Source organism: Streptomyces sp. ISL-99 (assembly GCF_018614005.1).
Taxonomy (GTDB): domain Bacteria; phylum Actinomycetota; class Actinomycetes; order Streptomycetales; family Streptomycetaceae; genus Streptomyces; species Streptomyces flavidovirens.
In genome coordinates this window covers 108,912-135,514 of record NZ_JAGGPC010000033.1, presented here as the reverse complement: position 1 = coordinate 135,514, position 26,603 = coordinate 108,912, and the positions used below count along the sequence as shown (strand labels likewise).

General features: G+C 70.3%; 22 protein-coding genes. 7 read left to right on the top strand and 15 right to left on the bottom strand.

From position 1 onward, the window contains the following. Window positions 1–720: 720 nt before the first annotated feature. Complete coding sequence (locus tag J7E91_RS21275) at window positions 721–1,857, bottom strand: hypothetical protein (RefSeq protein ID WP_251016021.1); 1,137 nt, start codon at window positions 1,855–1,857, stop codon at window positions 721–723. Between the two features lie 354 nt (window positions 1,858–2,211). Further along, window positions 2,212–2,496 (bottom strand): DUF3040 domain-containing protein, encoded by a 285-nt coding sequence (locus J7E91_RS21270; protein WP_214907155.1) that lies wholly within the window; start codon window positions 2,494–2,496, stop codon window positions 2,212–2,214. Between the two features lie 231 nt (window positions 2,497–2,727). Between J7E91_RS21270 and J7E91_RS21265 the strand changes: the two genes are divergently transcribed. The 3 genes from J7E91_RS21265 (at window position 2,728) to J7E91_RS21255 (ending at window position 4,894) form a co-directional block, all read left to right on the top strand. Then, complete coding sequence (locus J7E91_RS21265; protein ID WP_308376859.1) at window positions 2,728–3,516, top strand: VOC family protein; 789 nt, start codon at window positions 2,728–2,730, stop codon at window positions 3,514–3,516. A 66-nt stretch (window positions 3,517–3,582) separates the two neighbouring features. Next, window positions 3,583–3,786 (top strand): hypothetical protein, encoded by a 204-nt coding sequence (locus tag J7E91_RS21260; RefSeq protein ID WP_214907153.1) that lies wholly within the window; start codon window positions 3,583–3,585, stop codon window positions 3,784–3,786. A 154-nt stretch (window positions 3,787–3,940) separates the two neighbouring features. After that, window positions 3,941–4,894, top strand: coding sequence for an NmrA/HSCARG family protein (locus tag J7E91_RS21255; protein WP_214907151.1), 954 nt, complete (start codon window positions 3,941–3,943; stop codon window positions 4,892–4,894). Between the two features lie 3 nt (window positions 4,895–4,897). Here J7E91_RS21255 and J7E91_RS21250 read toward each other — a convergent pair whose 3' ends face one another. Further along, window positions 4,898–6,442 carry an MFS transporter gene (locus J7E91_RS21250; protein WP_374224753.1) on the bottom strand — a complete coding sequence of 515 codons (1,545 nt, stop codon included), beginning with the start codon at window positions 6,440–6,442 and terminating at the stop codon, window positions 4,898–4,900. Between the two features lie 87 nt (window positions 6,443–6,529). Then, a complete protein-coding gene (locus J7E91_RS21245; RefSeq protein WP_214907149.1) occupies window positions 6,530–7,177 on the bottom strand; it encodes a GNAT family N-acetyltransferase in 648 nt (215 codons plus the stop codon). A gap of 97 nt (window positions 7,178–7,274) precedes the next feature. On the opposite strand from J7E91_RS21245, the gene J7E91_RS21240 reads away from it, so the two are divergent. After that, a complete protein-coding gene (locus tag J7E91_RS21240; protein WP_214907147.1) occupies window positions 7,275–8,549 on the top strand; it encodes a DUF2993 domain-containing protein in 1,275 nt (424 codons plus the stop codon). 55 nt (window positions 8,550–8,604) lie between these two features. Here J7E91_RS21240 and J7E91_RS21235 read toward each other — a convergent pair whose 3' ends face one another. From J7E91_RS21235 to J7E91_RS21225, 3 genes are all read right to left on the bottom strand, one after another. Further along, the gene (locus tag J7E91_RS21235) at window positions 8,605–9,438 is read right to left on the bottom strand and encodes an alpha/beta fold hydrolase (protein WP_214907145.1); all 834 of its coding nucleotides are present in this window, start codon (window positions 9,436–9,438) and stop codon (window positions 8,605–8,607) included. An 89-nt stretch (window positions 9,439–9,527) separates the two neighbouring features. Then, a complete protein-coding gene (locus J7E91_RS21230; protein WP_214907144.1) occupies window positions 9,528–9,944 on the bottom strand; it encodes a RidA family protein in 417 nt (138 codons plus the stop codon). Further along, window positions 9,941–11,050: an acyl-CoA dehydrogenase family protein gene (locus J7E91_RS21225; RefSeq protein ID WP_214907142.1), complete on the bottom strand. Its 1,110-nt coding sequence runs from the start codon at window positions 11,048–11,050 to the stop codon at window positions 9,941–9,943. The genes J7E91_RS21230 and J7E91_RS21225 overlap by 4 nt, the downstream gene beginning before the upstream one ends. 86 nt (window positions 11,051–11,136) lie before the next feature. Here J7E91_RS21225 and J7E91_RS21220 point away from each other — a divergent pair, with 86 nt between their 5' ends. From J7E91_RS21220 to J7E91_RS21210, 3 genes are read left to right on the top strand one after another with little or no spacing between them, the layout of a single operon-like run. Then, window positions 11,137–12,753: an AMP-binding protein gene (locus J7E91_RS21220; RefSeq protein WP_214907140.1), complete on the top strand. Its 1,617-nt coding sequence runs from the start codon at window positions 11,137–11,139 to the stop codon at window positions 12,751–12,753. A gap of 18 nt (window positions 12,754–12,771) precedes the next feature. Continuing rightward, on the top strand, window positions 12,772–13,623 hold the full coding sequence (locus J7E91_RS21215; protein WP_214907138.1) for a PaaX family transcriptional regulator C-terminal domain-containing protein: 852 nt from the start codon (window positions 12,772–12,774) through the stop codon (window positions 13,621–13,623). A gap of 31 nt (window positions 13,624–13,654) precedes the next feature. Then, window positions 13,655–14,506, top strand: a complete 852-nt coding sequence (locus J7E91_RS21210; RefSeq protein ID WP_214907136.1) for a GNAT family N-acetyltransferase — start codon at window positions 13,655–13,657, stop codon at window positions 14,504–14,506. A 166-nt stretch (window positions 14,507–14,672) separates the two neighbouring features. On the opposite strand, the gene J7E91_RS21205 is transcribed toward J7E91_RS21210, so the two are convergent. The 8 genes from J7E91_RS21205 to J7E91_RS21170 all read right to left on the bottom strand — a co-directional run bounded on the left by J7E91_RS21205 (window position 14,673) and on the right by J7E91_RS21170 (window position 26,593). After that, window positions 14,673–17,102, bottom strand: coding sequence for a bifunctional salicylyl-CoA 5-hydroxylase/oxidoreductase (locus J7E91_RS21205; RefSeq protein WP_214907130.1), 2,430 nt, complete (start codon window positions 17,100–17,102; stop codon window positions 14,673–14,675). A 2-nt stretch (window positions 17,103–17,104) separates the two neighbouring features. Beyond that, window positions 17,105–17,932 carry an enoyl-CoA hydratase family protein gene (locus J7E91_RS21200; protein WP_214907128.1) on the bottom strand — a complete coding sequence of 276 codons (828 nt, stop codon included), beginning with the start codon at window positions 17,930–17,932 and terminating at the stop codon, window positions 17,105–17,107. A gap of 274 nt (window positions 17,933–18,206) precedes the next feature. Then, window positions 18,207–19,226: an ornithine carbamoyltransferase gene (gene argF, locus J7E91_RS21195; protein WP_214907127.1), complete on the bottom strand. Its 1,020-nt coding sequence runs from the start codon at window positions 19,224–19,226 to the stop codon at window positions 18,207–18,209. A 72-nt stretch (window positions 19,227–19,298) separates the two neighbouring features. Beyond that, window positions 19,299–20,531 (bottom strand): arginine deiminase, encoded by a 1,233-nt coding sequence (locus J7E91_RS21190; RefSeq protein ID WP_214907124.1) that lies wholly within the window; start codon window positions 20,529–20,531, stop codon window positions 19,299–19,301. A gap of 100 nt (window positions 20,532–20,631) precedes the next feature. After that, window positions 20,632–23,166, bottom strand: a complete 2,535-nt coding sequence (locus J7E91_RS21185; protein WP_214907122.1) for a polynucleotide kinase-phosphatase — start codon at window positions 23,164–23,166, stop codon at window positions 20,632–20,634. Further along, on the bottom strand, window positions 23,163–24,677 hold the full coding sequence (locus tag J7E91_RS21180; protein ID WP_214907120.1) for a 3' terminal RNA ribose 2'-O-methyltransferase Hen1: 1,515 nt from the start codon (window positions 24,675–24,677) through the stop codon (window positions 23,163–23,165). Before J7E91_RS21180 ends, J7E91_RS21185 begins: the two co-directional genes overlap by 4 nt. 42 nt (window positions 24,678–24,719) lie before the next feature. Beyond that, on the bottom strand, window positions 24,720–25,637 hold the full coding sequence (mmuM, locus tag J7E91_RS21175) for a homocysteine S-methyltransferase (RefSeq protein WP_214907118.1): 918 nt from the start codon (window positions 25,635–25,637) through the stop codon (window positions 24,720–24,722). 32 nt (window positions 25,638–25,669) lie between these two features. Continuing rightward, entirely contained in the window at window positions 25,670–26,593 is a 924-nt protein-coding gene (locus J7E91_RS21170) for an LLM class F420-dependent oxidoreductase (protein WP_214907115.1), read from the bottom strand. Window positions 26,594–26,603 lie beyond the last annotated feature (10 nt).

Below are 26,603 nucleotides of genomic sequence, written 5' to 3'. Positions count from 1 at the left end.
CATTCCGGCGGGGCTTCGTCGTCTCACGCGCTCTCACACGGGTCTCACCGACTGTGCGGACTCCGCCGGACTATGAGGCCCTGACCTGGCATTATGCCCGTGTCCTGGATCAGCTGGACGCCCTTGGACGGTCGTTATGACCTGTGCCATGTGGGGGCCGACAACCGCCAGCGTCTGCCCCGCAAACTCAACTCAGTCACCTTCTGACGGGGGCGGCCACGGCGCGCCGTGATCACTCAACGTGCTGGTCGTACAGCCACAGGAAGAACCGCCCTCCCCATGTCACAGTGCTCGCGGCACTGGCACCTCTGGGGAGAATCTGGGGAGTATTCGAAGGCTTGGGGAGCGCGTGGGGAGAATCGGCTGCATAACGCAGCACGAATCTGAAAGACACTGAAAGACGCATCCACGCAGGCCAGGGGCCCGTAGAACCACAAATCTGCAGGTCAGCGCCACCAGGCAGAGAACTTCATGACGAAGTCGTCCAGGCTCACGCTGACGAATGGCAAGACTCCGGCATCAGCTGTGCCGACGCAGCTGACAGGCTCCCCAAAGCCCTCGACAAGTCCCGGTCCGATCGACTCTCAGCAGAGCCCCGGCCCGCCCACCGACCTGGCTTACCGTCAGTAAGTAAGATCACGAGCGTCAAATGAGCGTCATTTCAGCGTCAAGATATCGCCCGTAACGCCTACACCGCCCATAACGCGCACTACGTCACCCTCAGCCACGCCGTTCCGGTCCGTAAGGGCTCCATCCCCTGAGGTGCGGCTTGAGCTCCTCCGGCGTGGGTTCACGCGTGTGCGGCATCTCTGGAAGCCCGCTCAAGGGGTCTATCGACCTAACGTACCCCCTTGCCCACTCCGACCAGCGTCGAGCCGAGTCCAGAGCCGAGTCGTCCACGGCGCCGCCCAACTCGCCGATACGACGTTCCAATGCCATGCAGTACGCACTGAGGGCAGCGGCCTCTTGCCAGTACCCGGCCTCGTCGCGTAGCACCTGGGCAAGTTGTTCGCGAACAGCTTGTTCCTTCGCCACGTCCATGGCTGCTTGCCAACGAAGTTCGCGTTCTGCCCTGGCCTGCTGTTCATCCCGCCGGCGCCGAGCGTCCTCGACAGCTCGTGCCTCGATCTCTCCAACGATCACGCCCAAGGCTTCTTCAAGCGTCCGGCTCTTCCGATCCCGCCAGCGACCGGGCCGACCGGTCAGACCATGGGCAAGCTCCACGACGAGATGTGCGGAGCGCTCCGGATCCGTGGACTCCGGGAACTCCTGCCTGATGGTGACGATATACGCGAAGCCGTCGACAGCGACGTCCACTCCGCCCTCGCGCGGGAAGAAGGACGACCGTGCCTTCCGCACCTCATACCCTCGCCGTACCGCCTCAGCCGCCAGACCCTGCAACAGCAGAAGCGACCTACGGCGCAGCGCAGACGGCATCACCAGCCGACTCTCGTCGTTTCTGAGCGCAGCCACCACCGGATGCAGGTGCCCCAGTCGTGCGGGGACAGGAACCAGTCCCCCGGCCGCCTTCGGCCGCTGACTCCGCGCGTTGGGATGCGGGCCCTCCGCAAGGAACAGCTCCAGCCCCGGCCCGCCATACGGGACCTTCTCGATGCGCTTGCCCGCCGGCTCCAGGCCGTGACGCTTCGCGTAATTGACGACGCGCCGCCACTCCGTGACCTCGTCGTCATCGGGATCAGCGATCCGGACGCGCCCCTCGGCGACGAGCCGCTCGATCAGTTCCTGCGCCTTCGCCCGCCGGGCACGCGCGACGGGCCGCTCGCTATAGGGCGACCGAGGCTTGGCAGGCTCCGCCGGCTCACCGCCGCCGGCGACCGCAGAGTCGTCGTCGATCATCAGGAGCCAACGATCCCGCAAGGCATCGGCCGAACGCCAGTCACTCGACATCCAGGTTCCAGCGCCCTCGTCGACAAGGATTAAAGGAGTTCACACTGCCGTTCGGTCAGGCGGACCAGCGATGAACGGTCTCCAGCCCACGCCGCGCTGCCTCACCCCCCCATAAAGCCGCAAGGGCGTCCGTCAGCTGTGGGAGTCCTCTGGGACTTTTCTGGGACTTCCGGCCCCATCAACCGGCACGAGCGTGAAACAACCGAAAGTCCATTCGCGCAGCTCAGCGGCCACCACGCACCCATCACGGCAGGTCACGGCGCTCGCTGGTCTCTTCCGCGACATCTGAGCGGCCCTGACACTTTACGTTGGTGCTCGCGTGAGCACCGGATGGGTGAGGCCACTGGGCGGCGGCGGGGCTTCAGCAGGCGATGTGCTGAGGGCCACGGTCAGGAGGAGTCCCACAACGGCAAGGATGATCACAGTCAGTACGGTCCGCTTCCGCCAGTTCCACCGCGACCGCTCAGTGGGATGCCCCTCGGGGAACTGCTCGTTGAGGTCGCTCATGCGGGCGGCCAGCTCAGGGTCGTCACTGGTGAGTCGACGCTCTATCTGCGCGAACACGCGCTCTTCCGACTCGTGTCCCATGGCAGCCACCCGCTTCATGGAGAAAGCTCACGCGCTGGAAAAGCCGTTCCCTACATGTAGACATTCTCCCCTAATGGCCTCCGTTCGTCCTCTGGCCTCGCCCCTCCTGAGGCCGCCCTCCGCGCCGGAGTGATCTCTTCACTGCCGCTCATCCCTTCTGGCCCCGTTTGCCCCGTTCAGAGGGGTACTCGATGCTGGGACGTGTGGGGCGGACAGGAGAGGAGTACGGCCGTGGTGCTGGCGGAAGACACCCCCGGCGGGCCGTGCTGGCTGAGTCTGATGGCACGCGATCTGAAGACCGCCGAGCGCTTCTACGGTCCCGTGATGGGGTGGACGTTTCGCCAGGGCGGTTTCGGGCGGGCGTTTTCCGTGGCCGAGGTGGATGGCGTCGCCGTGGCCGGCATCGGAGCGATGGCTGGGGAGCTTGGCCTGCCTGTGGCGTGGACGGTGTACTTCTCGGTCGCCGATGCCGATGTGGCTGTCGCCCGCGTCCGCGAGCGCGGGGGCACGGTCGGGGTTGGGCCGGTCGCCTTTCCGCCGCGCGGACGGGCGGCTCTGGTCGCGGACCTGGAAGGTGCCTCCTTCGGTGTCTGGCAGGGCCAGGTCCTTTCCGGGTGGCGTCTCGGCGAGGGCATGGCTCCGGCGTGGGTGGAGCTGCACACGAGGAACGCGTTCGACGCGGCTTTGTTCTACGGGGAGGTCCTGGACTGGGTGAACGCGGGCGCCGGAGACCGTGAGGTCTGGTACGAGGACGATCAGGTCGTCCTGCGGCAGGGCGGTCAGCCTGTGGCCCGGCTGAACAGCGGACCGGTCGAGGAAGCAGCGAGAAGGCCGCAGCTGAGGCCGCGCTGGCTGGTTCACTTCAAGGTTCCTGACCTGGAAGCAGCGAAGGCCACAGCCCTTGAGCACGGCGCAAGCATCGCGTCGGGAGCCGAATGGGGCGGCCACCGGCAGCAGATCACCCTGTGCGATCCCGAGGGGGGTCTGTTCACCCTCGATCAGGCGCCTGACGGTGCCTGATGAACTGGTCCACTGGTCCCTCGCCTCACCGCATCCGCATCCGCGCCCACTGAAAGGAGCAGGGCAATGGAGGATGTCGCACTTGAGGACCCGCGCGTACTCGCACTCGCGAAGGCACACCAACAGGTCGTCCATGAGTCCGTGTGGCACAGGGGTACCGCACCGTCCTGGGAAGGTCTCACCGAGGCCGAGAAGATGGCGGCCCTGATCGAGGCCCGGGACTGGCTGCGAGCCGCAGGCAGGATCGGGTTCCTCGCTCATGACCTGTAGGCGGCGGAGCCGGTCAGGCGTGCTGCACGAGTTCGTCGGGAGGCCGGCGCTGACACCCGTGTGGCTGCTCACCGCCTGTGCGGTCCAACGGCTCACCGTAGGGTCGGCAACAGTACGTGCGCAATAGATCACTTAGCGCGGCGGAAGAGGTGTCATGGCCGAGAAGAAGATCATTGCGGTGTTCGGTGCGACCGGATCGCAGGGCGGCGGACTGGCCCGGGCAGTTCTGTCAGAGCCGGACGGTGATTTCGCCGTACGAGCCCTCACCCGTAACCCCGCTTCGGACGCGTCCAGGGAACTGGAGCGGCTCGGGGCGGAGGTGGTGCGGGCCGATCTCGACGACGAGTCGAGCCTGGGGCCGGCGCTGGAGGGCGCCTACGGCGCCTTCGTCATGACGAACTTCTGGGAGCACCTGTCCGGAGAAAGGGAGAAGACTCAAGCGGCCGCGGCAGCGCGTGCTGCCGGGCATGTCGGAGTGCAGCACGCGGTCTGGTCCAGCCTGGACGACACTCGCGAATGCATCCCACTCGACGACGACCGTATGCCCACGCTCCAGGGGTCCTACAAGGTCCCGCACTTCGACGCAAAGGCCGAGGCGGACAGCTACTTCAGCGATGCGGGCGTACCCACCACCATTTTGAAGAGCACGTTCTTCTGGGAGAATCTTCTCTCCACGGCCGCCCCGCAGCGCGGCAAGGACGGTGTCCTGCAGCTGTCCCTGCCGATGGGGGACCGCAGGCTGGCCGGTATTGCCGTGGACGACATCGGCAAGATCGCACTGGCCGTCCTCAAGCACGGCGGCGACATGGTCAGCGCCACTGTCAGCATCGCGGGCGAGCATCTGCCCATCGCCCACATGGCCGAGATCCTCACGGAGGCTGTCGGCGAGCCGGTGGCGTACCGCCCGCTGACTCCGGACGCCTTCCGCGCACTCGGATTCCCCGGCGCCGAGGAATCAGGCAACATGTTCCAGTACTACGCCGACTGCGAGAGCCGCATCACCGCGGCCAGGGATCTGGCGGCTCTGCGCGCCCTCAATCCCGAACTGCAGGACTTCGCCACCTGGGTTGCCGGGCACCGGAAGGACCTCAGGGCCGCCTGCAAGTGACGTTCAGTGGCCCGGAATGCCTCCGCCCTGGAGACGTTCGAGGTCGGACGGGCGTACCTGGATGGCGAGGAGGGCGATCACCGCCGCGATCACCGTGAAGACGGCCGCCACGATGAACGCGGCCGAGACTCCGGAGGTGAGTACCTCGTCGCCCCAGGGCGGCGGGAGTTGGCCGCTCCGTTCGAAAATCTGTCGTTCCGCCGGGGTGGCCCGGGCCATGAAACCCGGGATCTGATCCTCGGCCTCGTGGCGGCTGGCCGTACCGAAGACGGTGACCAGGATGGACAGACCGAGCGAACCGCCCACCTGCTGCGTGGCGTTGAGCAGCCCGGACGCGGCGCCGGTCTCGTGCCTGGCCACCCCGGAGACCGCCATCAGCGTCAGCGAGACGAACTGCATGCCCATGCCGAGGCTGAAGACCAGCATCGGTCCCAGAATGCTGCCCAGATACGTCGAATGGATGTCGGTCAGGGTCAGCCAGGACAGGCCCGCCGCGGCGAGGAGCGCGCCGGTCACGATGAAGGGCTTCGGGCCGTACCTGGGCAGCAGCTGGGAGGCTATGCCCGCGCCCACCGCGATGACCGCGCTGACCGGCAGGAAGGCGAGACCGGCTTGGAGCGGGCTGAAGTCCAGCACGTTCTGCACGAAGAGCGTGAGGAAGAAGAACATGCCGAAGATCGCGGCGGCCAGGCTCAGCATGACGCCGTACGTGCCCGCGCGGTTGCGGTCCGCGAACATGTGCAGCGGGGTGATCGGCTGCTTCGAGCGCCGCTCGGTCAGGACGAAGGCGGCCAGGAGCAGCACCGCGGCGCCGAACGACGCGAGGGTGAGCGCGTCGCTCCAGCCTTCCTGCGCGGCGCGGATGAAGCCGTAGACCAGAGCCACCATGCCGAGGGTCGAGGTCAGCGCACCGGTCAGGTCGAAGTGGCCGGGATGGCGCTCGGACTCCTTGATGTAGCGGGGTGTGGCGAGGACCATCAGCAGTCCGATCGGCACGTTCACATAGAAGACCCAGCGCCAGTCGAGCCATTCGACGAGCATGCCGCCCGCCAGCAGGCCGATCGCGCCGCCGCCCGCGGAGACCGCGGCGAAGACGCCGAAGGCCCGGTTGCGCGCCGGGCCTTCGGTGAAGGTGGTGGTGATCAGGGCGAGGGCGGTCGGTGAGGCTATGGCGCCGCCGACGCCCTGGAGGGCGCGCGCCGCGAGGAGCTGGCCGGAGTTCTGGGCCAGACCGCCGAGCAGCGAGGCCAGGACGAAGAGCAGTACGCCGAAGACGAAGACCCGGCGGCGGCCGAGGATGTCGCCGAAACGGCCGCCGAGGAGCAGCAGGCCGCCGAAGGTGAGTGTGTAGGCGTTGACGACCCAGGAGAGGCCGGTGGTGGAAAAGTCCAGCGAGCTCTGGATGTGGGGCAGAGCGATGTTCACGATGGTGATGTCGAGGACCACCATCAGCTGGCACGAGGCGATGACGAAAAGCGCCATGCCGTTCCCGCCGCCCTTGTCCCCGGCGTTGATCCGCGCACTGGATCTCGGTTGCGAAGTCGTCATGGCGCACCGCGCCCCCGCGAGACGGTCTCGTGGACGGTTCCGCCCACTAGACGACCGTAAAACGGGGGTACGCCCGCCACCAGTCGATCAAGACCTGACCGCGCCGCCCGCAGACCCCGCAGGCCCCGCGTCCCCCGCGGCCCGTTCCAGCCGTGCGCGCAGCGCGTCCCGGGCGGCCGGCCACTCGTCGGCGAGCATCGAGTAGACGACGGTGTCGCGCATGGTGCCGTCCGGCCTGGTCCGGTGGCAGCGCAGTACGCCCTCGCGCTGCGCGCCGAGGCGTTCGATGGCCCGCTGCGAGCGCTCGTTGCGGTGGTCGGTGTGCCAGGTGACGCGTCGGGCGCCGAGGTCGTCGAAGGCGCGGCCCAGGAGCAGCAGCTTGGCCTCGGTGTTGACGCCGGTGCGCTGGAACCGGCTGCCGAGCCAGGTCGAGCCGATGGCGATGCCCCGGTCGGTGGGCTCGATCTCGTAGTACGAGGTGGAACCGGCCACCTCCCCGGTCGCGACGTCGATCTGCGCGAGCGCGACGCTGTCGCCCCGCTCCTGTTTCGCCAGCAGCCCCTCGATGATCGTCCGCATCCCGGCGGCGTCGGCGGGCTGCTTCTTGGACAGCCATGTCCAGACGGAGGGGTCCTTGAGCGCCTCGAAGAGCCCTTCGGCGTGGTCGGTGGTCAGCGGCTCCAGTCGCACGTAACGACCGGCCAGGCTGGGGCGTTCGAACCAGGCGCTGTTCATCGGAAGTCTCTCGATCCCGGCCATATACATGGCCAAATATGGAGGTAGCGTCCATCGAGCTTGCGTTCGAGGGCGGTTCGCATGGTGGGATGATCCGATGCGACCCCCCACACGCATAGCCTCACATCCGCCCAATCCCTACGACGAACTGGCCCTGCTCGCCCCACCGGAGCCGGACTGGGCCGATGGTGACGACCACCCGCAGGCCGTCGGCGACGACGACCCGCTGGGTCTCGGACTCGCCTCCGGAATCCGGAACGGTGACGCCGAAATCACCGACGACGCCGACGATGCCGACGACTGGAAGCCGCCCAACCACCGCGGCCGGAGCCGGCTGGCCGCTGTCCCCGTCGTACTGAAACTGGCTGTCACCGGCCTGGTGTGCGCCTCCCTCCTGCTGGCCTGCGACCGCTTCGCGGTGCTGTACGCGCAGGACAAGGCCGAGGAGACGCTCCAGCAGTCGCTCGGGCTCGCGGCGGCGCCCGAGGTCGAGATCCACGGCTTCCCCTTCCTCACCCAGGTCGCCGGCCGGCGCCTCGACGAGGTCGAGGTGAGCGTTCCCGACGTCGCAGCCGCCCGGGTCTCCCTCGCCGAAGTACGGGCCACCGCCAAGGACATACGTGTCGTCGGCAGCCTCCCGTCGTCGGTCCAGGGCGCTGTCATCGGCAGCGTGGACGGTGACGTACTGCTGTCCTTCGACGACCTGGGCCGTGAACTGGGCGCCTCGCAAGCGACGTTCACCAAGGACGGCGACAGCCAGGTCCGGGTGGCGGGCTCCCTGCCCGTCGCCGGCACCGAGGTCCGCGTACAGGCCCTGGCGCACATACGCCGCGACGGCGACCAGGCGGTGTCCACCACCGTCGATCACATGCGGCTCGACATACCGGGCCTTGTCACCTACCGGCCGGGCAGGGACCGCGCGCACTCGGGCCTGCGGCTGCACCCCGACGCCGCCGCCCGGATCAGCCGTGAAGGCGCGCACATCAAGGCGCTGCTGGCGGTTCCGGCGGTGGTCGACCGGCTCGGCGTACCGCAGGAGTGGGTCGAGCGGGCACTGCGCAGCGAGAAGGACCTGAACGCACTCACGGGGTCGCCGCGTTTCGTACAGCGGCTGATGAAGCTCAACCTGGTCGACGTGGTCATGGACCACCCCTGGCTGCTGGAGAAGGCCGGCATCGACCCCGACCTGATCGGCGCGCTGCTGAACCTGCGGCCGCCGGAGCTGTCCGAGCAGCTGTCGCTGTCCTTCCGGCTGCCCAGGACACCGGGCGATCTCAGACTGCGCGCCATCACCGTGGAGCGCGAGGGAATCAGAGCGGATCTGGCGGGCACGGGGCTGACCTTCGGGAAGCTCGCGAGCGGGAAGAAGTAGCCGCCGGCGTACCTTCCCTCCGCCGGACCCGGCCGTGCCCGGCGGAGGGGAGGATTCAGCGCGTTTCGGCGATGAAGTCCCGCAGGACCGCGCACAGCGCCTCTGGCTGGTCCTCGGCGATCAGCGTGCAGCTGTCCTCGATCTCGACGAGCCGTCCCTGCGGCAGTACGTCGGCCAGCCTGCGGCCATGGGCACGCGGCATCATGCGGTCCTCCGTCGCCCACACCACCGGGGCCGGCTTGTCGAACTTCCGCATTCCGTCGACCGCTTCGAGCAGCTCCGTCCTGCGTACGCCCTGGTTGTAGCGGCGGAAGTCGGCGCGGATGGCGGGATCGGTCAGGAGCGGCCTCAGCCAGCCGTCAAGGATCTCGTCGGGTACGGGCCGCTTGGTGAGCGCACCGAGCCCCACAGGCAGGCGGCGCAGCGGCCGCAGGGCGAGCGTACGGGCGAGGACGGTGATCCCGCCCGGCACCTTGCAGGCGAGGGCGATCAACTTGCCGGGTACGCCGGGCGGGTAGTTGTCGAAGGCTTCGCAGGACGTGAGGACGAGCCCGGCGAGCCGTCCGGGGTGCTTGGCCGCGACGGTCTGAGCCCGCCCGCAGTCATTCTCGACGAGGATGACGTCCGCCAGATCGAGTCGGTCGAGGAACTCCGCGACGAGGTCATTGACCGAGTCCGGCGTGAGCGGGACGTCCGGGCGCATGGGTGTGCGGTGCGCGCCGTACGGCAGGGTCGGAGCGATCACGCGGTGGTCCGCGCGCAGGCCGGCGACGACCTTGCGCCACACCGTCGCGTCGTGGACCAGGCCGTGGAGGAGGACGACGGCTGGGCCCGGTCCGCCGGTGTCCTCGTAGGCGATGGTCCCCGCGGTGAGTTCGATCTCGGGCATGTCGTTCCTCCCTCTCGACTGGGAGCGAGGCTATAGCCGTACGGCCGGTGCTCCGAGCAACGACTGGAGGAGTTCCAGGAGTTCGCCAGTCAGGGCAGCACGGCCACGCCGTCCAGCTCGACCATGGCCTGCTCGTCCCAGAGGCGGACCGCGCCGATCACCGCCATGGCGGGGTAGTCGCGGCCCGCCAGCCGGCTCCAGATGCGGCCGAGTTCGGGAGCGTGGGCGCGGTATTCGGCGACATCGGTGGCGTAGACGGTGACGCGGGCCAGGTCGACGGGGGCGCCCCCGGCGGCGTGCAGCGCCGTGAGGAGGTTGCTGAGCGCCTTCTCGAACTGGGCGGGGAGCGTGTCCCCGACGACCTTGCCGTCCGTGTCGAGCGCGGTCTGCCCCGCCAGGAAGACCAGTTGCGAGCCGGTGGCGGTGACCGCGTGCGAGAAGCCGCTGGGCGGGGAGAGCTCGGCCGGGTTGACACGGTGCAACTGGTGCGGTCGGTGCGTGCTCATCGGTACAGCTCCTTCGCGATGATCGTGCGCTGGACCTCGGTGGCGCCTTCGTAGATGCGGGGCGCCCGCACCTCGCGGTAGAGGTGTTCGAGCAGGTGGCCGCGCTGGAGGGCGCGGGCGCCGTGCAGCTGGACCGCGGCGTCGACGACGTACTGGGCGGTCTCGGTGGCGAAGAGTTTGGCCATCGCCGCGCGGCGCGGGACACCGGGTGCGCCGGCGTCGTACGCGGAGGCGGCGGCGTACACGAGCAGGCGCGCGGCCTCCGTGCGGGTCGCCATCTCGGCGACCTGGTGGGCCACCGACTGGAGGTCCTTGAGCAGCCCGCCGAAGGCGGTGCGGTTCGCGGTGTGATCGAGGGCGGCGTCGAGGGCGGCCTGCGCCATGCCGACGGCGAAGGCGCCGACGCTGGGGCGGAAGAGGTTGAGGGTATCCATCGCGACGCGGAAGCCGCGGTCCACCTCGCCGATCACATCGGCGCGGGTGACGGGTACGCCGTCGAAGGCGAGCGCGCCGATGGGGTGCGGCGAGAGCATGTCGAGCGGTGTGCCGGTCAGGCCGGGGCGGCCGGCGGGGACCAGGAACGCGGTGACGCCGCGGGCCCCCGCGCCCTCGGTGGTCAGGGCGAACACGGTGTAGAAGTCGGCCTCCGGCGCGTTGGAGATCCAGAGCTTCTCACCGGACAGGCGCCATCCGTCACCCTCCGGTACGGTCTTGAGCGCCAGCGCCGCGGCGTCCGATCCCGCGCCCGGCTCACTGAGCGCGAAGGCGGCGATCGCACGCCCCGCGGTCACCTCGGGCAGCCACCGCGCCCGCTGTTCGCCGGTGCCCGCCCTGGCCACGGGACTTGCTCCGAGCCCTTGCAGGGCGAGGGCGGTCTCGGCCTCGGTGCAGGCACGGGCGAGCGATTCACGCATCAGGCACAGGTCCAGGGCCCCCGAGTCGAACAGACGGGCAATCAGCCCGTGTTCCCCGAGGGCGGCGACCAACGGGCGGTTCACCCTGCCCCGTTCCCCCTTCTCGGCGAGAGGGCGCAGATGGTCCGCAGCCAGGGTGCGAAGTCGCTCGCACCACGCCTGCTGTTGAGGGTCCAGCGCGAATCCCGTCATGTCCTCGCACCCCGCTCTTATCGCGAACCGTTGACTGCCGTCACCCAAACGATACGCTCAAGAGGCGACAAGGGGGCGATCCCGTCATGGAGCTGAAGACCTCAGCGCACATCGATACCTTTCCCCGCGACCAGCTTCCGCCCGCTCATCAGTGGCCGCAGCTGCTCTTGGACCGTCCGGAGCTGCGCTATCCCGACCGGCTCAACTGCGGGGCGGAGCTCTTGGACCGTACGGTCGAACGCTTCGGCCCCGACCGGCCCGTCTTCCGTACCGCTGCCGGTGAGGTCTGGACGTACGGCGAACTGCTCGGCCGCGCCGACCGCATCGCGCACGTCCTCACCACCGACCTGGGCGTCGTTCCCGGCAACCGCGTCCTGCTGCGCGGGCCCACCACACCCTGGCTGGCGGCCTGCTGGCTCGCGGTGATGAAGGCGGGCGCGGTGGCGGTGACGGTGCTGGCGCAGCAGCGGGCGTCCGAGCTGGCGACCATGTGCGAGATCGCGCGGGTCGGCCACGCCCTGTGCGACGTACGGGCCGTCGACGACCTCGTGAAGGCCGAGGTGCCGGGCCTGCACATCACGGCGTACGGCGGTGACGCACCCGACGACCTGCTGCGGGCGGCGGCCGGCAAGCCGTCGCGATACGCCGCCGTGCAGACGTCCGCCGACGATGTCGCGCTGATCGCCTTCACCTCGGGGACGACGGGGCGCCCCAAGGGCTGCATGCACTTCCACCGGGACGTGCTGGCCATAGCCGACACCTTCTCGCGCCATGTGCTCAAACCGGAGCCCGACGACGTGTTCACGGGCAGTCCACCGCTGGGTTTCACCTTCGGGCTGGGCGGCCTGGTGATCTTCCCGATGCGGGCGGGCGCGTCGGCGCTGCTGCTCGAACAGGCGGGACCCAAGCAGCTGCTTCCCGCCGTGGCCCGGCACCGGGTGTCGGTGCTCTTCACCGCGCCGACGGCGTACCGCGCGATGCTGGACGACCTGGGCGGGTACGACCTGAGCGCCCTGCGCCGCTGCGTCTCGGCGGGTGAGAATCTGCCCGCCGCGACCTGGCAGGCCTGGTACGAGCGCACCGGGTTACGCCTCATCAACGGCATCGGCGCGACCGAGCTGCTGCACATCTTCATCTCGGCGGCGGACGAGGCGGTCAGGCCGGGGACCACGGGGGTGCCCGTGCCGGGCTGGGAGGCGCGGGTGGTCGACGCGTCGGGCCGGCCGGTGCCCGACGGCGAGCCCGGGCTGCTGGCGGTGCGCGGTCCGGTGGGCTGCCGCTACCTCGCGGACGACCGTCAGACGCAGTACGCGCGCGGCGGCTGGAACCTCACCGGCGACACGTACGTGCGCGACCCCGACGGGTACTTCCGCTACGTCGCCCGCGCCGACGACATGATCATCTCGGCGGGGTACAACATCGCGGGCCCCGAGGTCGAGGAGGCGCTGCTGCGCCATCCGGACGTGGTGGAGGCGGCGGTCGTGGGCCGGCCCGACGCACTGCGTGGCCAGGTCGTCGTGGCGTACGCCGTGCTGCGCGACGGGGTGGTGCGTGGCGAGGCGACCACGGCCCTGCTGCGCGACTTCGTCAAGGCCGAGCTGGCGCCGTACAAGTGCCCGCGCGACATCGTCTTCCTCGACGCCCTCCCCCGCACGCCGACCGGCAAGCTCCAGCGCTTCCGGCTGCGGGCGGGCGCGGAGTGACGGCCGTAGAGTGATCACGTGGCCGAGCAGCACACCCCCCGTTCCCTGATCGTCTCCCTCTACGGCGCGTACGGACGCACTCCCGGCGGAGGCGGGGAGCCCATGCCGGTGGCCGAGCTCATCCGGCTGCTGGCCGCCGTCGGAGTCGACGCGCCGTCGGTGCGCTCGTCGGTGTCCCGGCTCAAACGCCGCGGCCTGCTCGTCGCCGCCCGTACGCCGGAGGGCGCCGCCGGGTACGCGCTGTCCGACGACGCCCAGCAGCTCCTCGACGACGGCGACCGCCGCATCTACGAACACCCCGCACCACGTCTGTCCGACGGCTGGGTGATCGCGGTCTTCTCGGTCCCCGAGTCCGAACGCGCCAAGCGGCACGTACTGCGCTCCCGCCTCGCCCGCCTCGGCTTCGGGTCGGCGGCGCCGGGCGTATGGATCGCGCCCGCGCGGCTGTACGAGGAGACCCGCCACACGATGGAGCGCCTCCAGCTCTCCCCGTACGTCGATCTGTTCCGCGGGGAGCACCTCGGCTTCGCGGCGACACAGGAGGCGGTGGCGCGCTGGTGGGACCTGACGGCGATCGCCAAGCAGCACGAGCAGTTCCTCGACCTGCACGAGCCGGTGCTGCGGTCCTGGGTGGCGCGGGAGAAGCTTGGGGCGGGGCCCGGCGGCCCACCGCCGCCGGACCCGGAGCACGCCTACCGGGACTACCTCCTGGCGCTCGACTCCTGGCGCCGCCTCCCGTACGCCGATCCCGGCCTGCCGACCGAGCTGCTGCCGTCGGACTGGCCCGGCGCACGCTCGGCGGCGGTGTTCGCCGACCTCCACGCGCGGTTGCGGGACGCGGGGGCGGAGTTCGTACGGAAATCCGGGTGACGGGGTCGGACACCGCGCGGCAGCATGTGGCATGACCCGCAACTTCACCTGGACGTTCACCGAAGACCTCGACGAGTACCTGGCCGCCGCGGGCGCCGCCGTCGCCGCGCGGCCCGTGGAGAACACGCTGCTGCTGACCGTCGCAGACACGCTGCGGCGGCGTGGCCGCGACGCGTACGGCGAAGGCACCCCGCGGTACGGCTGGTGGCGTGGCGCGGACGGCGGCGTGGAGGGGGCGCTGCTGTGGACGCCGCCGCATGCGGTGCTGGTGGGGACCGTACCGGCGGAGGCGGTGGGGCCGCTGGCCCAGGCGTGCGTCGGGCTCGGCGGCCCGGCGGTCAGCGCGGAGCGGGGCACGGCGCGGGCGCTGGCGGCGGAGTGGCGGCGTACGGGCGTGGAAGCCACGACCGTGACCGAGCAACGCCTGTACAGACTCGCCGAGTTGACCCCGCCGGACCCCGCGCCGCCGGGCCGCGCGCGAGTGGCGACTACGGCCGACCGGGTGCTGTTGACGGAGTGGGTGGACGCTTTCCGCCGGGAGGCCGGTCATCCCGGCCCCGGCGCCGGGCGGGCGGTCGAGGACCGTATCGCGTACGGCGGCCTGACGCTGTGGGAGCACGACGGCGTCCCGGTGTCGATGGCAGGCGTCTCCCGCCCGGCAGCGGGCACGGTGCGGGTGGCGCCGGTCTATACGCCGCCGCGGTGGCGGGGGCGCGGGTACGCGGCGGCGGTCACGGCGGCGGTGAGCGGAGCTGCGCGGGATGCGGGGGCGGATGAGGTACTGCTCTTCACCGACCTCGCGAACCCGACGAGCAACGGCGTGTACCAGCGCATCGGCTACCACGCGGTGGCGGACCGGGTGGAAATCGCACCGACGGGGTAACCGACAGGGGCCGCCTCCGGCGGACCATTTCCCCACCCCACCTACCCCTTGCAGCCTGTCCGGCGCTTGGACCGGGGTTCGGGGCAGCGCCGCTCACGTGGCGGGGCCGCGAAGTGTCACAGTGGGAAGGGGCGGGGTGGGGAAAAGTCCCGCAGGGCCGGCCCTCTCACCCCAGACTGAGCCGCGGCTTCGGCGCGTCGGTCTGCCCCGTCGGGGGCGTGCGGCTCCCCGCGCGGTAGGGGAGGGGCCACCGCGCCCCCGGTCCCGCGTACCCCTGCTCGGCCGCCGCGTGCAGCGTCCAGTGCGGGTCGTACAGGTGCGGACGCGCCAGCGCGCAAAGATCCGCACGCCCCGCCAGCAGCAGCGAATTCACGTCGTCCCAGGACGAGATCGCACCCACCGCGATCACCGGCACACCCAGCACGTTACGGATGCGGTCCGCGTACGGCGCCTGGTAGGAACGCCCGTACTCAGGCGCCTCGTCCGCGACGACCTGCCCGGTCGACACGTCGATCGCGTCGGCCCCGCGCGCGGCGAACGCGCGCGCGATCTCGATCGCGTCCTCGACCGTCGTACCGCCCTGCGCCCAGTCCGTGGCCGAGATCCGGACGGTCATTGGCCTGTCGTCCGGCCAGACGCCGCGTACCGCGTCGAAGACCTCCAGGGGGAACCGCAGCCGCCCGGCGAGGGAACCGCCGTAGCCATCCGTCCGTTGGTTGGTGAGAGGGGAGAGGAAGCCGGAGAGCAAGTAGCCGTGTGCGCAGTGCAGTTCGAGGAGGTCGAAGCCGCAGTCGGCCGCGCGCCTCGCCGCCGACACGAACTGTTCGCGGATACGGGCGAGTCCGTCCACGTCGAGCTCGCGCGGCACCTGGTTGACGCCGGCCCGGTACGGCAGCGCGGACGCGGCCGCGACGGGCCAGTTCCCGTCCTCCAGCGGCTGGTCGATGCCGTCCCACATCAGCCGCGTCGAGCCCTTGCGCCCCGAGTGCCCGAGCTGCACACCGACGGCCGCACCCGGTGACTGTTCGTGGACGAAATCAGTCACCCGACGCCACGCGGCGGCCTGTTCGGCGGAGTAGAGGCCGGCGCAGCCGGGGGTGATGCGGCCCTCCGGACTGACGCACACCATCTCGGTCATGACCAGCCCCGCTCCCCCGAGGGCACGTGCGCCCAGGTGGACGAGGTGGAAGTCACCGGGTACGCCGTCGACCGCCGAGTACATGTCCATGGGTGAGACAACGACCCGGTTGCGCAGGGTCAGGCCGCGCAGCCGGAAGGGAGTGAACATCGGCGGCGTACCGGACGGGCAGCCGAACTCCTCCTCGACGGCGCCGGTGAAACCGGGGTCGCGCAGCCGCAGGTTGTCGTGGGTGACGCGTCGGCTCCGGGTGAGCAGGTTGAAGGCGAACTGCCGTGGCGGCTGGTCGAGATACGTGGCGAGCTCCTCGAACCAGCGCAGGCTGGCGGCGGCCGCGCGCTGCGTGGACGCTACTACGGGGCGGCGCTCACTCTCGTACGCGGCGAGGGCGGCCGGCAGGCCGGGCTGCTCCTCGATGCACGCGGCCAGCGCCAGGGCGTCCTCGACGGCGAGCTTGGTTCCCGAGCCGATGGAGAAGTGGGCGGTGTGGGCGGCGTCACCGAGCAGGACCGTATTGCCGTAACTCCAGCGGTCGTTGACGACGGTACGGAACGCGATCCAGGACGAGGGGGGCCTGGGGGGCATCCCCCCAGAAGACACAGCGTTGCCGCGCAGGGCCCGCCCGCCCAGCGCGTCGGCGAAGATTCTGGCGCAGCGCTCGGTCGATTCGGTCTCGTCGCAGCGGTCGAGACCGGCGGCCCGCCACACCTCCTCGCGCATCTCGACGATGACGGTCGACGCGTTCTTCGCGTAGGGGTAGCCGTGCAGTTGCATGACGCCGTGTTCGGTCTCCGCGATCTCGAAGCGGAAGGCGTCGAAGGCGAAGTCGGCGGCGAGCCAGATGTAGCGGCAGCGGTGAGTGGTGATGCGGGGGCCGAAGACATCGGCGTACGCCGCGCGGGTGAGGCTGTGCACGCCGTCGGCGGCGATGACGAGGTCGTACGCCGCGGAGAGCTCGGCGGCGGGCGGTGCTTCCTCGCGGACGCGCAGGCCGACGCCGAGCGAGCGGCAGCGCTCGTGCAGGACCTCCAGGAGCCGGCGGCGGCCGAGGGCGGCGAAACCGTGGCCGCCGGAGGTCAGGGTCAGGCCGCGGTGGACGATGTCGATGTCGTCCCACCGCACGAACTCCTCCTGGAGCGCGCGGTAGACGACGGGGTCGGCGTGCTGGATGCCGCCGAGGGTCTCGTCGGAGAGGACGACCCCGAAGCCGAAGGTGTCATCGGGGGCGCCTCGTTCCCAGACGGTTATCTCGCGTGCGGGATCGAGCCGTTTGAGAAGCGCGGCGGCGTAGAGCCCACCCGGCCCACCACCGACAACCGCGACCCGCAACGGCCGGGAGACCTGCGGAGACTCGCCGGGCTGCCGGGAATCGAGGCCCTGTCCGGTGTTTTGATCGGGGCCCGGTTCGGGGCCCTGTTCGGGGTCCTGTTCGGGGTCCTGTCCGTGCGTGCGCCGCATCGCTAACGCCCCCGCCACTTCGGGACGCGCTTCTCGGTGAACGCCGCGTGGAACTCCGCGTAGTCGTCGCCGTTCATCAGCAGCGCCTGCGTGGCGGCGTCCAGTTCGACGGCCGCGGCGAGCGGCATGTCGAGCTCGGCGGTGAGCAGCGCTTTCGTCTGGGCGTACGCCAGGGCCGGGCCGTCGGCCAGGCGGCGGGCCAGCTCGGCGGCGCGGGCGTCGGCCAGCCCCTCGTCCGTCATCTCGCTGATCAGGCCGATCCGCTCCGCCTCGGGGGCCCGCACCGGCTCGCCGAGCATCAGCAGCCTCGTCGCGTGCCCGAGCCCGACGACACGCGGCAGCAGATACGCCGCGCCCATGTCGCCGCCCGACAGGCCGACCTTGGTGAAGAGGAAGGCGAAGCGGGCGGAGGGGTCGGCGATCCGGAAGTCGGCGGCGAGGGCCAGGACGGCGCCCGCGCCCGCGGCCACCCCGTGCACGGCGGCGATCACGGGGAAGGGGCATTCGCGCAGCGCCCGTACGACCTGCCCGGTCATCCGGTTGAAGTCGAGGAGCTGGGCGGTGTCCATGGCGAGTGTGGCGCCGATGATCTCGTCGACGTCGCCGCCGGAGCAGAACCCGCGGCCCTCGCCGCCGAGGACGAGGGCGCGCACGGCGCGCTCGCGGGCCAGCTCGGCGAGGAGGTCGCGCAGATCGGCGTACGCGCCGAAGGTGAGGGCGTTGAGTTTCTCCGGCCGGGCGAGGGTGACGGTGGCGACGCCGTCCTCGATGGTCAGCCGCAGGTGGTGCCACTGCTGCGTGCGCGGTGCTGAGCTGGGAAAGGGGCTCATGGGGGCGGGGCCTCCTTCAACCGTGCGGCAGGTGCCTGCCACTCGAAGGTATCACCCCTATGTGACTGTCGTCATGAGGACGCGATACCGGCCGAGGCATGCATTACGCCGCAGGATGCGGTGTCCCCCGCTCGTGGCGCGTCGCCTTTGCCGCACACCATCGCGGTCATCCGGCGACCGAGGCTCGCGCGGACACCGCCACGGGGGGGCGCCCGAGACCGGCCACCAGACCGAGGCGCACGACCGCGGCCCGCCCCGTACCGACGGGGCGGAGCTACTCGGCGTCGCCGCCGCCCCCCGCCAGGGTGGCGACCAGCACCGCCTTGATCGTGTGCATGCGGTTCTCGGCCTCGTCGAAGACGACCGAGTGCGCCGATTCGAAGACCTCGTCGGTGACTTCCAGTTCCGTGAGGCCGTACCGCTCGTGGATCTCGCGGCCGACCTTGGTGCCGAGGTCGTGGAAGGCCGGCAGGCAGTGCAGGAACTTCACGTCCGCGTTTCCGGTGGCGCGCAGTACGTCCATGGTCACGGCGTACGGAGCGAGGGCCTCGATGCGCTCGCCCCAGACCTCCTTGGGCTCCCCCATCGACACCCAGACGTCGGTGGCGACGAAGTCGGCGCCCAGGACGCCTTCGGCGACGTCCTCGGTGAGGGTGACGCGCGCGCCGCTCAGTTCGGCGGCCTTGCGGGCCTGCGCGACGATCTCCTCGGCCGGCCAGTACGCCTTGGGCGCGACGATGCGTACGTCCATGCCGAGCAGGGCGCCGGTGACCAGGTAGGAGTTGCCCATGTTGAAGCGGGCGTCACCCAGATAGGCGAAAGCCATCCGCTCCAGGGGCTTGGCGCAGTGCTCGGTCATGGTGAGTACGTCGGCGAGCATCTGGGTGGGGTGCCAGTCGTCGGTGAGCCCGTTGAAGACGGGGACGCCGGCGTACGCGGCCAGCTCCTCGACGGCGGCCTGACTGTCCCCGCGGTACTCGATCCCGTCGAACATCCGGCCCAGCACCCGCGCCGTGTCCTTCACCGACTCCTTGTGCCCCATCTGCGAGCCGGAGGGGTCGAGGTACGTCGTCGACGCACCCTGGTCGGCGGCGGCGACCTCGAACGAGCAGCGCGTGCGGGTGGAGGTCTTCTCGAAGATCAGCGCGATGTTCTTGCCGCGCAGCCGCGGCACCTCGGTGCCGGCCTTCTTGGCGGCCTTGAGCTCGGCGGCGAGGTCGATCAGGCCGCGGAACTCCTCGGCGGTGAAGTCCAGCTCCTTGAGGAGGTGGCGGCCTACGAGGTCTGTCGCCATGGTGGCTGCTCCTGGGTCGGTCGCGTATGCATGCGGGGCGAGTGATGGAAGTATATGCGTATGAACGCATCACTATACAGCGTCGCGTTCGACCGGGCAGCTCATGCACCGGGGGCCACCCCGTCCCCTGCCCAGTTCGCTGCCCTTGATCTCGATGACCTCGATGCCCTCCTTGCGCAGGTGGGTGTTGGTGGTGACGTTGCGCTCGTAGGCCACGACGACGCCGGGCTCGACCGCCAGCACATTGCAGCCGTCGTCCCACTGCTCGCGCTGCGCCGCGTGCACGTCCTGGACGGCGGTCAGCACCCGGATGCCGTCGAGGCCCAGCGCGGCCGCTATGGCCCGGTGCATGTGCTCCGGAGGGTGGTCGGTGACCTTCAACTCGCGCTCGCCGACGCCCGGTTCGATGGTGTACGAGCGGAGCATGCCGAGCCCGGCGTACTGCGTGAAGGTCTCGCCATCGACCATGGTCATCACGGTGTCGAGGTGCATGAACGCCCGGTGCTTGGGCATGTCGAGTGCCACGATGGTGGTGGCCGAGCCTGCCTCGAAGAGCCCGCGGGCGAGCATCTCCACGGCCTGCGGGGTGGTGCGCTCGCTCATCCCGATCAGGACGGCGCCGTTCCCGATGACCAGGACGTCGCCGCCCTCGATGGTGGAGGGGTAGTCGTGCTGGCCCTCCGACCAGTGGTGGAAGGCACCCGCCTGCGGGCTCTTGAAGAGCGGATGGTGCTTGTAGATCGCCTCGAAGTGGACGGTCTCGCGCTGCCGGGCCGGCCAGCGCATCGCGTTGATGGACACACCGTCGTAGATCCAGGCCGAGGTGTCCCGGGTGAAGAGATGGTTCGGCAGCGGCTCGATCAGGAAGTCGTCCAGGTCCATGACGTGGAAGCGGACGGACGTCGGCTCGGAGTGGCGCTCCAGGAACTCGCGCTTCGTCATGCCCCCGACGAGCGCCTCGACCAGATCCGCCACGGGCAGCTCGTCGAAGGCCTCGCGCAGGTGGTCGGTGGCGAGCGGCCCGTACTCCTTCTCGTTGAAGACCCGGTCCAGTACGAGGTTCCTGGCCGTCGTGATCTCCAGCGACTCGCGCAGCAGATCACCGAAGAGGTGTACCTCGACGCCCCGGTCGCGCAGGACGTCGGCGAATCCGTCGTGCTCCTGGCGTGCGCGGCGCACCCACAGCACGTCGTCGAAGAGCAGCGCGTCCTTGTTGCCGGGAGTGAGGCGCTTCAGCTCCAGATCCGGTCGGTGGAGTATGACGCGGCGCAGCCGCCCGGTCTCGGAATCGACATGGAATCCCATGGCTCCATCCTGGCCGAGCTCGGCCGCACACGCGTCGGTATGGCGCCCCCCGGTACGAAGCGATCACATTTCGCACCGGGGGCGGCATGCGCCGACGGGATCACAGCCGGGGGTCGACCGGCTCGGACTCCAGTGCCAGCACCGCGAAGACGGCCTCGTGGATCCGCCACAGCGGCTCGCCCTCGGCCAGCCGGTCCAGTGCCTCAAGACCCAGCGCGTACTCGCGCAGGGCGAGCGAGCGTTTGTGGCCCAGGAACCGGTTCCGCAGCTTTTCGAGCTGCTCGGGGCGCGTGTATTCGGGACCGTAGATGATCCGCAGATACTCGCGGCCGCGCACCTTGATACCCGGCTGCACGAGCCGGTTCTTCCCGTCCCGTGCGAGCGCCTCGACCGGCTTGACGACCATGCCCTCGCCGCCCCTGCTGGTCATCTCCAGCCACCAGTCGATGCCGGACTGGACGGAAGCCGGGTCGCCGGTGTCGACGATCAGCCTGCGGGTGGTCTGGAGAAGAGCGGTCGGGTCGTGCTCGACCAGCCGGTCCAGCCAGGCCAGCTGTTCGTCGTGCGGTACGCCCGCGAGCGAACGCCCCTGGACGGCGAGCAGCTGGAAGGGTGCCAGCCGCACCCCTTCCAGCCCCTGGGTCGGCCAGCAGTAGCGCCGGTAGGCGTCGGTGAACGCCTCGGCGTCGGCGGCCCGTTCGCGCTGCGTCGCGAGCAGTCCCCGTACCTCGACGCCTCGGGCAGCCGCCCCTTCGAGCGCTGCCAGGGCGCCGGGGAACACCGAGCGCGCCGCGGCGCCCACGGCGGCGTACTGATGACGCAGCAGGCCCGACGCCTTGAGCGACCAGGGCATCAGCTCCGCGTCGAGAAGCAGCCAGTCCGTCTGGAGCTCGCCCCAGAGGCCCGCCTCGGTGACGGCGGTACGCAGTCGGCCGATGATCAGCTCGGTGATTGTTTCGTCGTCGAAGAAGGGGCGGCCGGTGCGGGTGTGGATGACGCCGGTGGGGCCGTCCACGCCGAACCTCTCGCGCGCCACGTCCGCGTCCCGGCAGACCAGCGCCACCGCCCGCGAGCCCATGTGCTTCTCCTCGCACACGACTCTCCCCACACCGTCGGCCTTGTACGTCGCGAAGGCCTCGGCGGGGTGCTCCAGGTAGCCGTCGACGTGCGACGTACCGGTCGGGGACATCGTCGGCGGCAGGTAGGCGAGCAGACGCGGGTCCACGGCGAAACGGCTCATCACTTCGAGCGCCGCCGCCGCGTTCTCCTCGCGTACGGCGACCCGCCCCATGTGCCGCGTCTCGACAACGCGGCGGCCGTGCACGTCGGCGAGGTCCAGCGGACGGCCGTCGTGACCGCCGGGCGCCTCGGTGGTGAGGGGCTTCACCGGCTCGTACCAGACCTTCTCGGCCGGTACGTCGACGAGCTCACGCTCCGGCCAGCGCAGGGCCGTCATCTTGCCGCCGAAGACCGCGCCGGTGTCCAGGCAGATGGTGTTGTTGATCCAGGAGGTGTTGGGCACGGGTGTGTGGCCGTAGACGACGGCGGCGCGGCCGCGGTAGTCCTCGGCCCACGGGTAGCGCACGGGCAGGCCGAACTCGTCGGTCTCGCCGGTCGTGTCGCCGTACAGCGCGTGCGAGCGGACCCGGCCCGAGGTGCGGCCGTGGTACTTCTCGGGCAGACCCGCGTGGCAGACGACGAGGTTGCCGCCGTCGAGGACGTAGTGGCTGACGAGGCCGTCGATGAACTCCCGCACCTGCTCCTTGAAGGTGTCGTCCTCCTTCTCCAACTGCTCGATGGTCTCGGCGAGTCCGTGCGTGTGCTGGACGTTCCTGCCCTTGAGGTAACGGCCGAGCTTGTTCTCATGGTTCCCAGGCACGCACAGCGCGTCGCCGGAGGCCACCATGCCCATCACCCGGCGCAGTACGCCGGGGCTGTCGGGGCCGCGGTCGACGAGGTCGCCGACGAAGACGGCCGTACGCCCCTCGGGGTGCGAACCGTCGACGTAACCGAGCTTGCCGAGCAGGGTCTCCAGCTCGGAACGGCAGCCGTGGATGTCGCCGATGATGTCGAAGGGGCCAGTGAGGTGGGTGAGGTCGTTGTAGCGGCGTTCCAGCACCACTTCGGCGGCGTCGACCTCCTCGACGCTGCGCAGGACGTGCACCTTGCGGAAGCCCTCGCGCTCCAGGCTCCGCAGCGAACGGCGCAGCTCGCGCCGGTGCCGCTGGATGACGTGGCGCGGCATCCCGGCCCGGTCGGGGCGTACGGCGTTGCGCTCCGCGCACACCTCTTCCGGCAGGTCGAGCACGATCGCGATCGGCAGTACGTCGTACTTCCTGGCCAGCTGGACGAGCTGCTTCCTGCTCTCCGGCTGCACATTGGTCGCGTCGACGACGGTGAGCCGACCGGCCTCCAGCCGCTTGCCCGCGATGTAGTGCAGGACGTCGAAGGCGTCGCGGCTCGCGCTCTGGTCGTTCTCGTCGTCGGCGACGAGGCCTCGGCAGAAGTCGGAGGAGATGATTTCGGTGGGCTTGAAGTGCCGACGGGCGAAAGTGGACTTGCCGGATCCGGTGGCACCGACCAGGACCACGAGGGACAGGTCGGTGACGGGAAGCGTGCGGGTGGTGGTGCTCATGCGGCTTTCGCCTCCTTCTTGTCCTGCCCGGCGTGCCCGGCCTGCCTGGCCTGCTTGTCCTGCTTGTCCTGGGCGATCATGGTGAACACAGCCATCTGGGTGGGCGGGCCCACCTCCGGGTCCTCGGGCCCGACGGCCACGAACTCGACGCCGTAACCATGCCGTTCGGCCACCCGCTCCGCCCAGCCGCGGAACTCCTCGCGCGTCCACTCGAAGCGGTGGTCGCCGTGCCGTACATGCCCTGCGGGCAGGGTCTCCCAGCGCACGTTGTACTCGACGTTCGGCGTCGTCACGAGGACGGTCCGTGGGCGCGCCGAGCCGAACACGGCGTACTCCAGGGCCGGGAGCCTCGGCAGGTCGAGGTGCTCGATGACCTCGCTGAGCACGGCGGCGTCGTACCCCGTGAGCCGCTTGTCGGTGTACGTGAGCGAGCCCTGCATCAGCTTCACGCGCTCGGCCTGCCGCTCGCCCATCCGGTCGAGCTTGAGCCGGCGCGAGGCGATGGTGAGCGCGCGCATGGACACGTCCACACCCACGATCTCGGTGAACTTCACGTCCTTGAGCAGCGCCTGCACCAACTGGCCCTGCCCGCAGCCCAGGTCGAGCACCCGGCTCGCCCCGGCCGCGCCGAGCGCCCGGAGGATCGCGTCCCGGCGCTGCGCGGCGAGCGGCACGGGCCGCTCCTCGGTGTCCGTCGTCTCGTCGACGGCGTTGTCTATCTCCTCGACCTCCAGGTCGTCGGCCTCGGCCAGACGCACCAGTTCGAGGCGCTCCATGGCCTGCCGGGTAAGGCTCCAGCGGCGCGACAGGTAGCGGCTGGTGATCAGCTTCTGCTCGGGGTGCTCGGCCAGCCAGCCCTCGCCGGCCCGCAGCAGCTTGTCCACCTCGTCGGGCGCGACCCAGTAGTGCTTCGCGTCGTCCAGGACCGGCAGCAGGACATACAGCTGTCGCAGGGCGTCGGAGAGCCGCAGCTCGCCCTCCAGCACGAGTTGTACGTACCGCGAGTCGCCCCACTCCGGGAACTGCTCGTCCAGCGGCACCGGCTCGGCCCGCACGGTCGTCCAGCCCAGCGGCGCGAACAGCTTCGTCACCAGTTCGGCGCCGCCCCGGGCAGGCAGCGCGGGCACCTCGACGCGCAGCGGCAGGGGCGCCGCGGCACGCTCGGGGCGCGCGTTGCACACGCCCTGCAGGGCACTCTTGAACACCGCGCTCAGGGCGACGGCCAGCAGCGACGACGCGGCGTACGGCCGGTCGTTGACGTACTGCGCGAGCGCGGAATCGGGCGAGCCGCCGCGCCCCTTGCCCTTGCCGCGCCGCACGAGCGCCACCGGATCCACCTCCAGCAGGAGCGCGGCGGTGCACCGCTCGATGGACGCCTCGGGGTAGAGGACGTGCGCCGTGCCGTGGGAAGTGGAGAACGTCTGCGCCTTGTCGGGGTGCTTGTGCAGCAGAAAGCCGAGGTCGGTCGCGGGACGCTCCTGATTGCCGGTAGTACTGATCGTCAGGAACACACGTCCGAGTATCGTCGGCCCGGCCCGTCCTGGACCAGGGGTTTAAGCAACCGGACCGGCCAGCCGGGCCAGCTCGGCGATCTCGCCGGGCCCGACCCGGCAGCAGCCCCCCACCAGCCGGGCCCCCGACGCCCGCCACTCGCGCACCCGCTCCGGGTCGTACGTCCCCCCGCCGCTCCACCGCCTCGCCTCCGCGTCCCACCGCTCACCGCTGTTCGGATAGACGACGACCGGTTTCCCGGACACCGAGGCGGCGAGCTCCACCGCCGCGTCCGCGTCGCGCGGCTCACAGCAGTTGACGCCCACGGCGATCACCTGGTCGTTGCCCGCGGCGAGAGCGAAGGCCGCGTCCAGCGGCTGACCGGCCCGGGTTCGTCCGCCCACGATGCTGTACGAGAGCCAGACCGGCATCCCGGTGCCCTCGACGGCCCGCAGCAGCGCCTCGGCCTCATCGGTGTCCGGCACCGTCTCCAGCGCCAGCACATCGGGCGCAGCGGCGACGAGCGCTTCGACGCGCGGCCGGTGGAAGTGCTCCAGCTCCCGCACCGAGAGCCCGTACCTCCCCCGGTACTCGCTGCCGTCGGCGAGCATCGCCCCGTACGGCCCGACCGAGGCCGCCACCCAGACCTCCCGGTCCACGGACTCCCCCGCCGCACGCGCCAGTTCGACGCTGCGTCCCAGCAGCTCCGCGGTCTTGCCGGGGCCCAGACCCCGCCGCGCGAAGCCCTCGAACGTCGCCTGGTAGCTCGCGGTGATCAACACCTGTGCGCCCGCCCGCACATACGCCGCGTGCGCCGCCGCGATCTGCTGCGGACCGTCGGCCAGCAGCCGCGCCGACCAGAGCGCGTCGGACAGGTCGCAGCCCTGCGCCTCCAGTTGATTGGACAGACCGCCGTCAAGAACGACGGGCCCCGGAGCGTCGGCCCCGAGTGCGGCGACAAGCGGGCGGGCGGGTTTCACGGCAAGCCTCCTTCACTGCACGTCAGCACTTCTCAGTTCAGCTGGGACTGGACCTGCGAGGAGATCAGCTCCAGGTGTTCGAGATCGTCCAGGTCCAGCATCTGGAGATAGATCCGCGAGGCACCGATCGCGGCGTACTGGCCGATCTTGTCGACCACCTCGGCGGGCGAGCCCGCCAGCCCGTTCGCCTTGAGCTCCTCCACGTCCCGCCCGATGGCCGCCGCCCGGCGGGCCACCTCCGCGTCGTCCTTCCCGACGCACGCCACCAGAGCGTTGGAGTACACCAGGTCGTCCGCCTTGCGGCCCACCTTCTCCGCCGCCGCCCTGACCCGCCCGAACTGCCGCTCGCTGTCCTCCAGCGAGGCGAACGGGATGTTGAACTCGTCGGCGTACTGCGCGGCCAGCCGGGGCGTACGGACCGCGCCGTGCCCGCCGACCAGCACCGGTACCTTGGCCTGCGCGGGCTTGGGCAGGGCAGGTGAGTCCGTCAGCTGGTAGTACGTCCCGTCGTAGCTGAACGTCCTGCCGGTCTCCGTCGCCCACAGCCCGGTGACGATGGCCAGCTGCTCCTCGAGCCGGCCGAACTTCTCCTTCGGGAACGGGATCCCGTACGCCCGGTGCTCCTCCTCGAACCAACCTGCCCCCAGGCCCAGTTCGACCCGTCCGCCCGACATCTGGTCGACCTGCGCGACCTGAATGGCCAGCACGCCCGGCAGCCGGAAGGTGCCCGCGGTCATCAGCGTGCCGAGCCGGATCCGCTTGGTCTCCCGGGCGAGCCCCGCCAGCGTGATCCAGGCGTCGGTCGGCCCGGGAAGGCCGTCACCCGAACCCATGCGCAGATAGTGGTCCGAGCGGTAGAAGGCATCGAAGCCGAGGTCCTCGGCGGCCTTGGCGACGGTGAGCAGGGTGTCGTAGCTCGCCCCTTGCTGGGGCTCGGTGAAGATTCGAAGATCCATACCTCCATCC

What these genes read in the sequence shown, in the direction of transcription:
- J7E91_RS21275 (WP_251016021.1), bottom strand. Translation starts at nt 1,857, where the DNA reads ATGATCGACGACGACTCTGCGGTCGCCGGCGGCGGTGAGCCGGCGGAG.
- J7E91_RS21270 (WP_214907155.1), bottom strand. Translation starts at nt 2,496, where the DNA reads ATGGGACACGAGTCGGAAGAGCGCGTGTTCGCGCAGATAGAGCGTCGA.
- J7E91_RS21260 (WP_214907153.1), top strand. Translation starts at nt 3,583, where the DNA reads ATGGAGGATGTCGCACTTGAGGACCCGCGCGTACTCGCACTCGCGAAG.
- J7E91_RS21255 (WP_214907151.1), top strand. Translation starts at nt 3,941, where the DNA reads ATGGCCGAGAAGAAGATCATTGCGGTGTTCGGTGCGACCGGATCGCAG.
- J7E91_RS21250 (WP_374224753.1), bottom strand. Translation starts at nt 6,442, where the DNA reads ATGACGACTTCGCAACCGAGATCCAGTGCGCGGATCAACGCCGGGGAC.
- J7E91_RS21245 (WP_214907149.1), bottom strand. Translation starts at nt 7,177, where the DNA reads ATGAACAGCGCCTGGTTCGAACGCCCCAGCCTGGCCGGTCGTTACGTG.
- J7E91_RS21240 (WP_214907147.1), top strand. Translation starts at nt 7,275, where the DNA reads ATGCGACCCCCCACACGCATAGCCTCACATCCGCCCAATCCCTACGAC.
- J7E91_RS21235 (WP_214907145.1), bottom strand. Translation starts at nt 9,438, where the DNA reads ATGCCCGAGATCGAACTCACCGCGGGGACCATCGCCTACGAGGACACC.
- J7E91_RS21230 (WP_214907144.1), bottom strand. Translation starts at nt 9,944, where the DNA reads ATGAGCACGCACCGACCGCACCAGTTGCACCGTGTCAACCCGGCCGAG.
- J7E91_RS21225 (WP_214907142.1), bottom strand. Translation starts at nt 11,050, where the DNA reads ATGACGGGATTCGCGCTGGACCCTCAACAGCAGGCGTGGTGCGAGCGA.
- J7E91_RS21220 (WP_214907140.1), top strand. Translation starts at nt 11,137, where the DNA reads ATGGAGCTGAAGACCTCAGCGCACATCGATACCTTTCCCCGCGACCAG.
- J7E91_RS21210 (WP_214907136.1), top strand. Translation starts at nt 13,655, where the DNA reads ATGACCCGCAACTTCACCTGGACGTTCACCGAAGACCTCGACGAGTAC.
- J7E91_RS21205 (WP_214907130.1), bottom strand. Translation starts at nt 17,102, where the DNA reads ATGCGGCGCACGCACGGACAGGACCCCGAACAGGACCCCGAACAGGGC.
- J7E91_RS21200 (WP_214907128.1), bottom strand. Translation starts at nt 17,932, where the DNA reads ATGAGCCCCTTTCCCAGCTCAGCACCGCGCACGCAGCAGTGGCACCAC.
- argF (WP_214907127.1), bottom strand. Translation starts at nt 19,226, where the DNA reads ATGGCGACAGACCTCGTAGGCCGCCACCTCCTCAAGGAGCTGGACTTC.
- J7E91_RS21190 (WP_214907124.1), bottom strand. Translation starts at nt 20,531, where the DNA reads ATGGGATTCCATGTCGATTCCGAGACCGGGCGGCTGCGCCGCGTCATA.
- J7E91_RS21185 (WP_214907122.1), bottom strand. Translation starts at nt 23,166, where the DNA reads ATGAGCACCACCACCCGCACGCTTCCCGTCACCGACCTGTCCCTCGTG.
- J7E91_RS21170 (WP_214907115.1), bottom strand. Translation starts at nt 26,593, where the DNA reads ATGGATCTTCGAATCTTCACCGAGCCCCAGCAAGGGGCGAGCTACGAC.